Annotated in this window: 9 protein-coding genes; 5 read left to right on the top strand and 4 right to left on the bottom strand. The window is 59.6% G+C overall.

Annotation, left to right across the window (positions count from 1 at the left end; all coding sequences use genetic code 11):
• Window positions 1-919: 919 nt before the first annotated feature.
• Together ROE7235_RS17240 and ROE7235_RS17245 are read right to left on the bottom strand one after the other, a co-directional pair.
• On the bottom strand, window positions 920-1,444 hold the full coding sequence (locus ROE7235_RS17240; RefSeq protein ID WP_121096845.1) for a hypothetical protein: 525 nt from the start codon (window positions 1,442-1,444) through the stop codon (window positions 920-922).
• 268 nt (window positions 1,445-1,712) lie between these two features.
• Window positions 1,713-2,627, bottom strand: a complete 915-nt coding sequence (locus ROE7235_RS17245; protein WP_306418883.1) for a LysR family transcriptional regulator — start codon at window positions 2,625-2,627, stop codon at window positions 1,713-1,715.
• 67 nt (window positions 2,628-2,694) lie between these two features.
• On the opposite strand from ROE7235_RS17245, the gene ROE7235_RS17250 reads away from it, so the two are divergent.
• The 5 genes from ROE7235_RS17250 to ROE7235_RS17270 all read left to right on the top strand — a co-directional run bounded on the left by ROE7235_RS17250 (window position 2,695) and on the right by ROE7235_RS17270 (window position 9,703).
• Complete coding sequence (locus ROE7235_RS17250) at window positions 2,695-3,675, top strand: NAD(P)-dependent alcohol dehydrogenase (RefSeq protein WP_121096849.1); 981 nt, start codon at window positions 2,695-2,697, stop codon at window positions 3,673-3,675.
• A 50-nt stretch (window positions 3,676-3,725) separates the two neighbouring features.
• Window positions 3,726-4,082, top strand: a complete 357-nt coding sequence (locus ROE7235_RS17255; RefSeq protein WP_121096852.1) for a VOC family protein — start codon at window positions 3,726-3,728, stop codon at window positions 4,080-4,082.
• 589 nt (window positions 4,083-4,671) lie between these two features.
• Entirely contained in the window at window positions 4,672-5,442 is a 771-nt protein-coding gene (locus ROE7235_RS17260; protein ID WP_245964013.1) for a TetR/AcrR family transcriptional regulator, read from the top strand.
• Window positions 5,439-6,569, top strand: a complete 1,131-nt coding sequence (locus ROE7235_RS17265) for an efflux RND transporter periplasmic adaptor subunit (protein WP_121096854.1) — start codon at window positions 5,439-5,441, stop codon at window positions 6,567-6,569. The genes ROE7235_RS17260 and ROE7235_RS17265 overlap by 4 nt, the downstream gene beginning before the upstream one ends.
• Entirely contained in the window at window positions 6,566-9,703 is a 3,138-nt protein-coding gene (locus ROE7235_RS17270) for an efflux RND transporter permease subunit (protein WP_121096856.1), read from the top strand. The genes ROE7235_RS17265 and ROE7235_RS17270 overlap by 4 nt, the downstream gene beginning before the upstream one ends.
• A gap of 260 nt (window positions 9,704-9,963) precedes the next feature.
• On the opposite strand, the gene ROE7235_RS17275 is transcribed toward ROE7235_RS17270, so the two are convergent.
• Together ROE7235_RS17275 and ROE7235_RS17280 are read right to left on the bottom strand one after the other, a co-directional pair.
• Window positions 9,964-10,446, bottom strand: a complete 483-nt coding sequence (locus ROE7235_RS17275) for a VOC family protein (RefSeq protein WP_121096858.1) — start codon at window positions 10,444-10,446, stop codon at window positions 9,964-9,966.
• A 325-nt stretch (window positions 10,447-10,771) separates the two neighbouring features.
• Window positions 10,772-11,044, bottom strand: coding sequence for a hypothetical protein (locus ROE7235_RS17280; RefSeq protein WP_121096860.1), 273 nt, complete (start codon window positions 11,042-11,044; stop codon window positions 10,772-10,774).
• Between the last annotated feature and the right edge of the window lie 264 nt (window positions 11,045-11,308).

Here is an 11,308-nt window from a genome sequence, read left to right on the forward strand (position 1 = left end):
TCGGGCAGTTCAGTGATGGTAGTCTCTGGCATGTGGCATATCCCTTTCTCGACTGAGAATTGACGGCGTCTGAACACCGCCATGATATGCCGCCCCTCAGGGCATCACCAACTTTCGCGCGTTTCTCCCAGGCAATTAACGAACGGCACCAGCGGCAATCAGGCCCACAGCAGCGCGACGTTCTGTTCCAAGCTTACGCAAATTGTCCGGCCCAATTCTGACACTCGTCAAGCGATTTGATGCCGCGTCGGCACGTTCGACAGTACTATCATTCGTTTATCATGCCGCAAAGTGAGCTCTCAAAAAAACACGGTGCTGACGGAAGGCGAAACTTGAAAAATTCGAATGCCGCCGAGTTTCATGCCTTGATAGCGCGTCAGCGAAAACATATTTCACCATGGTGCGGCGAGCCCGGTTGGGACGCTGCGCACAACTCACTAAAGTCATTGCCCTGACACCGATCAGGCAACCGTGATTTTCCTGAGGAGCGGTCCGTCCGGCATATCGCCGGACCGGTATTCCTACCCGTGAGGTCGTTATGGGAAAAGGCAACAATAAACGCGGCAACAAAGAAGCTAAGAAACCGAAACAGGAGAAACCCAAGATTTTGGCGACGGCCAATTCAGGCGCGACGAAACCACTCTCTCTGGGCGAGAAAAAGGGCAAGTAGGCCAAAAAGCGGGTGAGCTTCGATCGCTTGCCCGCAGTGCCCTCGGTTATTTTCTAGACATCTCGCTCAGCCCGCTGCGCCGCTGCGACAGGAAGCAAGTTTAGACAGCATAGGCAGATCATTCTAGGCCGCTCAGTGCATGTCATCAGCCAGTGGGCAATCCAGCGCGAGATTTCCGGAGCGAAAATTCTGGCATTGGCACACAGCTTTTCAAGCAACGAACAGAGTTCGCTCAGCATAAATACGCCTTCACCGACCCGCCGAAAACCTCTGTCGCGACAAGGACTGCCACCCAGAAAGGAGCGTATTGAGCATACCTTGGCGCTTGTCGGGTATTTCGTAATCAGGCAGATCGCTCTGATTTTCTTGCATAAAGCCCCAAACTTTGGATGCGACGTCTTCCATCCGTTCGTCCAATGCTCCCGCGTGACGGGCAAAATCAGGATTCGAATCCACCCAGTCGATGATACCGCCTTCGATCTGCTTGTCTTCAAGAGGGATCTCCTCAAGAATATCGCGCATGGCTTGTGCAGCGTGTGCTGCTCCGACCTTTTCAAGGTGCCGTGGAAGCACGCTTATGCGCGCCGCACATTCATAGTTGATGACCGCCCCTAAAATACCGTTCTTCCCAGCAGTGCAGCGTCGCCAGATCAAGGCGCTCAGGATCGTATCGACAGTTTCGCTGGAAGGCTCCGTGGAATGAAGAGCCTGCTCAATGCGCCGAAGTGCGACAGGATCATCGCCCTCCAGCAGGTCGTGAAGATTTTCAGGCATCCCGCTGTGTATCACAACTGACCTTTCACGGCTACTGCCCTTCAGAATTCCATCGAAAACGCGACCTCCCGCACGTCATATGGAAATCAGGGGCCGCTGGGACCCGAGTTCATGCGACAATTGATAAAGGAAGCCATATTTTTGGTTGGCCATGGTTAGTTCTGGGAAAGCTCTACGGCGTTGGTCGCTATCCGGGCGATCACTTCGCTGCATTGCAAGGCCTGTGAAACGCCATGTTTTCCGCCCGACAGCTTGGCTTCGATTGGTGTCAGCCGCCGATGAAATCCGCGCGACGCTCCAGCAGGCTCTCGTAAAGGAAATCGACGAAAAGCCTGACCCGCTGCACCCGGCGAAGATCGCCATGCATCAGCACCCAGGTCGAGCGGCTTTTGTCGAGCTCGGTTCCCGGCACTCGTTGAAGTTCGCGAAAGGCGCTTTGCACCCAGGCCGCGAGGAAAGACATACCCGCTCCGGCCCGGGCGAGATGCATGTGCATCGCAGGGTCTGGGATGGTATGGCGCACCGTCGCGCGCGGAAACGGCGAAGCCGCGATCATGGCCTGCAATTCGGGAACTTCGCCGTAGCCGATCCAGGTCAGCCCTTCGCCGCGTGGACCGGCGTCGTGCAGATGCTTGTCGATGTAGTCGCGCGCCGCAAAGACCCCGATCGAGAGCGGGAACAGCTTGCGCCCTACCGCATCGCCGGAAAGCTCGCGCACATGGCGGATTGAGACGTCCGTCTCCAGCTTTTCGATCGAGTCGATGGCGTAGGAAAGGTTCATGTCGATGTGGATATCGGGATAAAGCGACAAGAACTCGCCCAGGACCGGCGCCAGCAGGAAATGCGCTGTCATAGGATCGACGGACAGACGTATGCGTCCCGCCGCCTCGCTGTCGAGGCCGCGCACCGCATTAAATCCCTGTCGCAATGACGTTTCAGCATCCAGCGCCTGCGGCAGCAGCTTCCGGCCTGCCGCTGACAGTTCCAGCCCGCCTGCGCTACGCCGGAACAGTTGGACCCCCAGCTGCGCCTCTAGCCCCTCGACCTGCCGGCGCACGGTCGCGTGGGTGCCGTCCAATTGTTCGGCAGCCCCGCGCAGCGACCCCGCCCGCGCAACGGCCAGAAAGGCCGGAAGAGATTTCCAATCCACCATCTGGAACGAATATGAACCACACTGGTGCATAAACTGCAATGTTCGGAATAAAATTGGTTCGGTAGATGCAGGGCAACCGAACCGAAAGGCAACCAGCATGACTGCAACACTTTCTGCATGGCGCATAAATCACTACGGCACCCCCGAGGTGCTTGACCCGGTGACCCGGCCCATTCCGGCACCTGGCCCCACCGAGATCCTGATCCGCATCCGCGCTTCGGCTGTCTCGCGCGCAGACGGCATGATGCGGGCCGGGAAGCCTCGCTTTGCACGTCTTTTCCTTGGCCTACGTCGCCCGCGTCAAAATCTGTCGGGCACCGGGCTCTCGGGTGAGGTGATCGCCGTGGGCGATAATGTTAGCCGGTTTGCCGTGGGCGACGCCGTCTTCGGCGAGGCGGGGTTGAAATTCGGGGCAAATGCCAGCCACATCTGCCTCGATGAGTCTGGCGTGCTGATGAAAAAGCCCGATGCACTGTCGCATGAGGACGCTGCCGTCATGTGCGATGGGCCGCTGACCTCGCTGAACTTCTTGCGCGAGGTGGCTGAACTGCGCGCGGGTCAGACGGTCCTGATCCTTGGTGCCTCGGGCAGCCTCGGAAGTGCGGCGGTGCAGATCGCCGCCGCCATGGGAGCCGAGGTCACCGGCACCTGCAGCGCCCGCAATGCTGACATGGTGGCCGCCCTCGGGGCTGGCAGGGTCATCGACTACGCGCAGCAGGACTTCACCAAGGGAGCCGAACGATACGACGTGATCTATGATACACTCGGCGTCTCGTCCTTCGCCAAGGCGAAACGCAGCCTGACCCAGCACGGCCGATACATCTGCCCTGTGCTAGGCCTCGGCTTGCTCAGTGCGATGCTGTGGACGACGGTGGCAAGTGCGCGCGAGGCTCGTTTCTCAGCCACCGGGATGCTCAAGCCGGAGGTGTTGCGCCCGATGCTCGGCACACTCACCCGGATGATCGAGGACGGCAAGCTGGTCCCTGTCATCGACCGGGTCTACCCTTTGGCCGACCTGATCGAAGCGCACCGCCACATGGAGACGGGTCACAAGCGCGGCAATGTCGTCGTAGTGTAAGCGCGCGCCACGCAGTCAGCTCAACCACCAATTCAACCGGAGAGATAACCATGAAAATGAACTATTTCGTCGTCGGAACCAACGACATCCGCGCATCGAAAGCCTTCTACGACGGACTTTTTGCAGACGCAGGACTTCAGACCATATCGCCCACGGACCGCATGACCTACTGGCTCGGCGAGGACTTTGCCTTCGCAATCGCTATACCCTTCAATGAGGCGCCAGCAACCAACGGGAATGGCACGATGGTTGGCTTTTCTGTCGGGGCGAAAGAAGACGTTGAAAGGATGCACGGCCTGGCCCTTGACTTGGGCGGCACCTGCGAGGGCGCGCCCGGTCAGCGTGGGCCGAAATTCTCGGCCTATTTGAGAGACCTTGATGGCAACAAGCTGTGTCTGTCTGACTAAGGAAGCCGCGTTTCCGATTCAGCAGCTACACATAGAAATCCGAAAAGGCTGTATTCGCGGATTGGTCACAGGACATCACGGATCATTGCTGCCGGTGCGGGGACGCCGTGCGCGCCGGCACAATGATCGACCATGCTACTTGTCTTGCCGATCTGCATAAAGCGCAGACGTTCACATCGAAATTGTGCATGCGCGTTGTTGATGCGGATTCAGAGACACCGCAAATCAGTAGACACCGGCGGATGGCGTAGATTGTAAATCGAAGCCCCGCTGCCGCAGTTAATTGTGGAAGATCTCGCCGCACCGCAGCTTTCGCAAAGAAGACTTTGGTCGAATTTGCAGCATTCGAAAGCATCGGACGACGACTGTGCGGTCAAATCGGGCTTATGGTGCAGTTGCACTAACGTCCGCTTCACCCGTTTGTTGCGAAAGCCGCGAAAAAAGCCATCCCTTGTCAAGCCCATCGGCCACCGTCGACATTTCAAAAGATCTTGTGCGTCCTGTTTCCCGAGCGTCGCAAATGCGCTGTTGCTAATGTTGAATACCACGTCTACATACCGACCGACGGTTTGTATCTGGATTCTATCTCATGGAAGTGAAGATTGGGGTGAAGGCGGCTCGGAAAAGGTTGGCACCTGAAGACCGCCGTGAGGCGATCCTCAATGCGGCGCAAGCTCTGTTCATGGAACGCGGTTGGGACACGGTGACGATTGCCGACGTGCTGGAGGCGGCCGGGATCTCAAAGGGCGGTTTCTATCACCACTTCACGGCCAAGGCGGATCTACTGACCGGCATCGTCGTCCGGATGACCCAACAGGTAATCATCTTAGCGGAGACCGCCTGCCGCGACGCTTCCGGGGATGCCTTGGCCAAACTGAACGCCTTTATAGCGGGGTCGGTGCGCTGGAAAGTTGAGAATACCGCCGAGATGCGCTTTTTCACCGACGTTCTCGCGAAGCCCGGCAACGACATTCTGTATCGTCGCATCTTCGAAGCCACGGCCGGGGCGGTAGTGCCCGTGCTGGAAGACCTAGTGGCCGAAGGCATCACAGACGGCACGTTTGACGTGGCCGATGCCCGACTAACGGCCGAGGTGATCGTTGGCCTGTCGCACGGTCGGCGGCAGGTCCTTGAAGACGCGGTCGCGATTGCGGCCTCGGGCGATCTGGACCGGGCGGCTCGTTATCTCGACCACCGGATGCAGGCAGAGGGGACGATTTGCGACAGGCTCCTGGGCTTGCCGCAGGGCAGCGTCTTGCTGTCGAGCCCCAAGGATCATCGCCGGATGCTGGTTGGACTGACGCCATCCAATAACGCCAATGAACAAGCGGACGCGCCGCCTCAAGGATCAATGACATGACAGACGAGTCCAGAACACTGTCCTTTCGGGACGACAAGGGCGCGTCACGCGCGACATGGATCGCGGGGGCGCTGGTGATAGCGATCGTAGGCTGGATGGGCAGCGGATACATCCTGCCCTCAGACGACGCGAAAAGCGTCGCGACTCCCCAGACGCGGATCGCCCCAGTCGCCGTGGCTGTCGAGCAATCGTCCGTCCAGCCAGTGACGCTTTACTTTCAGGCAGAGGGACAGGCCCAGCCGGATCGAGACACGTCGATTCGCGCAGAGGCGTCGGGCGATGTGGCCGAAGTTCTGGTGTCAAAGGGTGAGGATGTCGAAGAAGGCACCGTAGTCGCGCGACTATCCACGACCCGCGCCGAGGCCGACCTGTCCCGCGCCCGCGAGCAAATGGCCCGCGCGCAACGCGAATTTGACAATGCATCGGAGCTTCTGGAGCGCGGTGTCGCCACAGCAGACCGCGTCAGCGAAGCGCGCGCCGACCTGGCATCCGCTGAGGCCGCCGTGACCGGCGCCGAGGAAAGCCGGGAATCGCTGGAGATCATCGCCCCCTTTGCAGGGCGGATCGAGACACTTACGCTGGACCCGGGCGAGTTCGTGCAGGCGGGCGCTGATGTTGGCCGCATTGTCGACAACCGCCCCTTGACCGTCGCCATTCAGGTTCCGCAGCAGGCGTTGAACCGGATCGAGAACGGCCAGACCGCGACGATCAATTTCATCACCGGTGAAGAGCGCGAGGGGCGTGTCAGCTTCGTCGGCACATCGGCCAATGCCGAGACGCGCACTTTCTTGGCCGAGATCGACGTGCCGAACGAGGACGGCGCGATCCCCGCAGGCATATCAGCAGAAATTCGGATCCCGACGGGTCAGGCGCAGGCGCACTTCGTGCAACCCTCGACCATCTCGCTTTCGCCTGAGGGGCGCTTGGGCGTAAAGACAGTCGACGCCGAGGACCGCGTCGCCTTCAACCCGATCGAGATCGTGCGCGCGGAAATTGACGGCATCTGGGTCACCGGCTTGGATGCCACGGCGCGGATCATCACCGTGGGTCAGGGCTTCGTGAACGCGGGCGAGACCGTCGATCCCTCACCTGTTGCGGACGCAACCGTTGGGGAGGCGGGCCAATGAATGCGCTTATCGACGCCGCATTCTCCCGCAGCCGAGTCGTGATGATGGCTCTGCTGATGATCCTGAGCGTGGGGGCCATCGCCTACGTCTCGATCCCGAAGGAGTCCACTCCCGAGGTGCCGCTGCCTCTGGTCTATGTCTCAACCGGTCTGGAAGGGATCAGCCCCACCGACGCCGAACGCTTGCTGATCGAGCCGATGGAGACGGAATTCGCGGCGCTGTCAGGGCTTGAAAAGATGACCAGCAGCGCGGGCGAAGGCTATGCCAACGTCCAGCTTGAGTTCACCCCCGGCGGCGACATCGACGAGGCGCTTGACAAGGTGCGCGAGGCCGCCGACCGGATCGAGGGCGATCTGCCCGAAGACGCCTACGATCTGTCGATCACCGAGATCAACACCGCGCTGTTTCCGATCATTACCGCCATCGTGTCGGGTCCGGTGCCCGAGCGCACGCTGAACGCCCTGGCTGATGACGCGCAGGAGGCCATCGAGGGTGTGCCCGGCGTGCTCGAGGTCGATATAGGCGGGGCGCGCGACGAGTTCCTGGAGGTTCTGATCGACCCGACAGTGTTCCAGACCTACAATCTGTCCTTCGATGAATTGATCGGCCAGCTTCAGCGCAACAACCGCCTGATCGCCGCAGGGGCCATCGAGACCGGTGGAGGACGAGTCGTTCTGAAGGTGCCTGGTCTGATCGAGGACATCGAAGACGTGATGGACATACCTGTGAAGGTGCGCGGCAATGCGGTCGTGACCTTCGAGGATGTGGCAACCGTGCGCCGCACGTTCCAGGACCCGACTGGCTTCGCCCGGATCGAGGGCCAGCCCGCACTGGCGCTGGAGGTCAAGAAACGCTCGGGTGCGAACATCATCGACACCGTCGCTGGAGCAAAGGCCGCGCTGGAGGAACTGCGCGCCGACTGGCCCGACAGCGTCGAAGTCACGTATCTTCAAGACCAGTCCGAACAGGTCGAAACGCTGCTGTCGGACCTGGAGGCGAACGTGATTGCCGCCGTGATCCTGGTGATGATTGTCATCATCTTCGCCTTGGGCGTGCGTTCGGCAATTCTGGTCGGTTTCGCGATACCCGGCGCGTTCCTCGCGGGTGTAACTGCACTCTGGGCGATGGACTACACAATGAACATTGTCGTGCTGTTCTCGCTGATCCTGGTGGTCGGAATGCTGGTGGACGGGGCCATCGTCACCACCGAATTGGCCGACCGCCGCTTGCAGGAAGGGGCCACCCCGCGCGAGGCCTACGCCCTCGCAGCCAAGCGCATGTCTTGGCCGATCATCGCGTCCACGGCGACCACGCTTTCTGTATTCTTCCCGTTGCTGTTCTGGACCGGAATGGTCGGCGAGTTCATGAAGTTTCTGCCAATCACCGTCATCCTGACGCTATTTGCGTCGCTGTTCATGGCGCTGATCTTCATTCCCGTGCTGGGCGGCCTGATCGGAAAGCGTCAGCCGCAGAACGCGAAATCCAAGCGCGCGCTGCACGAGGCCGAAACCGGCGATCCGCGCCGCATCGGGGGTATGACTGGTGCCTATGTCCGCGTTCTCGAAAGGGCAATACTTCGACCCGGCGCCACCGCGCTATTGGCGCTGGCGCTGCTGCTGAGCGGCTTCGGCCTTTACGGTCAACTCGGCAAGGGCGTGACATTCTTCCCCTCCGTCGAGCCCGAATTCATGCAGGTGCAGGTCCGGGCGCGTGACAATTTCTCGATCTACGAGCGCGACGCGCTGGTGCGCCAAGTCGAGGAGCGGCTGCTGGGCTTCAACGAGGTCGCGACGGTCTATGCACGTTCGACCATGAGCACGGGACAGGGCGACGAGGAAACCATTGGCACGCTGCAACTGGAGCTGATCGACTGGGACACTCGCCGGACCGCCGCGCAGATCGGAGCCGACATCCGCGAAGAAGTGTCCAACATCGCCGGGATCGACGTGCAGGTGCAAACCGAAAGCGGCGGCCCGACCAGCGGCAAGCCAGTCAACCTTCAGATCACCGCACGCAATCCAGGCGTTCAGGCCGACGCTGTCGAACAGGTGCTCGGCATCATGGAGCGCATCGGCGGCTTCACCGATGTGACCGACACCCGCCCCCTTCCAGGCGTCGAGGTATCGATCCTCGTCGACCGTGCTGAAGCCGCGCGCTATGGCGCCGATGTCAGTCTGCTGGGCCAAGCCGTGCAGCTTCTGACCCAAGGCATCGCCGTGGCCGATTACCGCCCGAGCGACGCAGATGGCGAACTGGATATCCGCGTGCGTTTCCCGGCAGAGGAACGGTCGCTGTCCGAACTGGGCAACTTGCGGGTGCCGACCAATGCAGGACTTGTGCCGATCTCGAACTTCGTGACCTTCGCACCCAGCGAGCGCACCGGCACTATCACCAGGATTGACGAGGCCCGCGTCGTGTCGGTCGAGGCCAATGTGGCACCCGGTCTTCTGGTCAACGACCAGGTCACCGCGTTGCAAGCCGCACTCGACAAGGCTGATCTGCCAGCCGGGGTCAGCTACAGTTTCGCGGGCGAGGCCGAGGATCAGGCTGAAACGATGGCCTTTCTGGGAGGCGCCTTTGCCGCGGCAATCTTCCTGATGCTTGTCATCTTGGTCCTGCAATTCAACAGCTTCTACCAGGCCTTTGTGGTGATGAGCGCCATCGTCTTCTCGGTAGCGGGTGTGCTGCTGGGCCTGATCATCACTGGGCGCCCCTTCGGCGTCGTGATGGGCGGAATCGGGGTCATCGCGCTGGCGGGGATCGTGGTGAACAATAATATCGTGCTGATCGACACCTACAACGACCTGAAGCGATCAGGCATGTCCCCACGCGAGGCCGCCCTTCGCACTGGCGCGCAAAGACTGCGGCCCGTCATGCTGACTTCCATCACGACGGCACTCGGCCTCATGCCGATGGTCTTGGGGGCGAATCTCAACTTCTTGACCCGCGAGATCGTCTTCGGCGCGCCGTCCACGCAATACTGGACCGAACTTTCCAGCGCCATCGTCGGCGGGCTGGTGGTCGCCACTTTGCTCACCCTCATCCTGACCCCCGCGATGCTGATGCTGGGCGAGAAACGACAAGAAGAGTCCTCGCCGCTCGTCGGCACAGTTCCGGAGCCGACTGAAACCTGAATTCGGAAAGTGTCCGTTCGTGCATTCTGCAGCATTTGTCAGAACGGGCTCGGATCCGACCTCAGCTGCACAACACATCACCGTCGGCTATTGGCCGTGAGACCTGACCGCCAAATACCAGAAACAGGCCGATGCTGCACCGCACACGATGATCGCGACGAGCGCGGACCTCCAGCTTTCCGCACCGCGGTCGATAACTCCTTTTTAAAAACGCCAATGCAGCAGGACCCTTTTTCGACGCACAATAATTTACGACGTGCTCAGGTTGCTTGCGCGCCATATTGGGCATTCATTTTTCGTTCGTCGTCTGGCTTCACTGGACGCGTCCTAAGGCTTTGAGCAAAGCGAAGCACGTAGCCATCAGGGTCTGAGATCAAAAACTGGCGGCGTGTGTCCATGCAATTGGTCTTCCAAATTTCATCTTCATAGATTTCGACAAGCGGTTCTACGCGCTGCGACAGGACTCTTAGATAGAGAGCGTCCACGTCAGTCACCATGAACTGCAGGTTCATCCCGCGCCCGAAGGGCCGTGCCATGTCATCGGGAAGCCAAGGCACCCAATTTCCATCCAGCTCCCAATGTGCAATCATGATCTGCGCACCACAAAATGCTAAATAGGCGTGAGGGTCGCTCCCCCGTTGCTGCACAACTTCAAAACCAAGGGTGGCTGTGTAGAATTCCATCGATGCTTCAAAATCTGAGCACCAGAGTTCTGGAACGAGCGGGTCAATCTCAAAAGTCATAAGGGCCTCCAACAGGTGATCTAATCTGCTAGCGCCTCAACCTTGGTTGAGATCTAGAGAAATTTCTTCACGAAAATTCGAGTTTATTGCGTCCAAGAGAACGCTAGCAATGTCCCGCGTCGCAGACCATTTAACGAATTGCCGCGAGAAGGTTCGGACACCGCCCTCCTCTGGTCTGCGCCTTAACCCCGCAAAGCGCCTTGTCTTGAGTCGCACAAGCATCGAGCAACATACCAGAACAGCCAGCAAGCAGAGCCCGTTATCACGCGGCTATACAGAGAAATACGAAAAGGCTGCATCCGGGGATCGATCGCAGGACAGTAAACTAGCGGCGAAATGGAACCACGTTGTCGCCACGCATGAATGTGACCGCACCCTCGCTGTTGATCGCTGCGACAGCCGTGTCGCGGGCTTCCGTGTCGGAAATGAATTGATCATCCCAGACATGGCTAGTGTTATCCTTGTCGACAACTTCCAGCGTCCAAGTCTTATCCCCTTCAAGGCGGAAGATTTCGATCAAGAATGGCAGCGCATCGACGACGATCCTCTTGCTCTTGCCGGACCTTACGATGTTGGGCTCGTCATCGGTATCGTTCATTGCTCGGCCTCAAGCTGCAAAATAGCTTGTCCGACTTAGCCAAAGTGCTTCGGTAACGTCAATGCACCGGCTGCTCAAAGAGACCCCTTTCGTGGTCCGAAATAGAGAGTTCGCACCGCCTCTGCGCGCACCAGCTTGAGATATGCGCAGAAGTTGGTGACGCCTGATCAGGCGGCGGCTTGAACGTGGCGGAGGCCGTCGCGGAACTCAACCCCTTGGATGATCTCGGGCAGGCGGTTCCGGCCATCGAGTTTGCGCCATTTC

This window comes from Roseinatronobacter ekhonensis (assembly GCF_900499075.1).
Lineage (GTDB): Bacteria > Pseudomonadota > Alphaproteobacteria > Rhodobacterales > Rhodobacteraceae > Roseinatronobacter > Roseinatronobacter ekhonensis.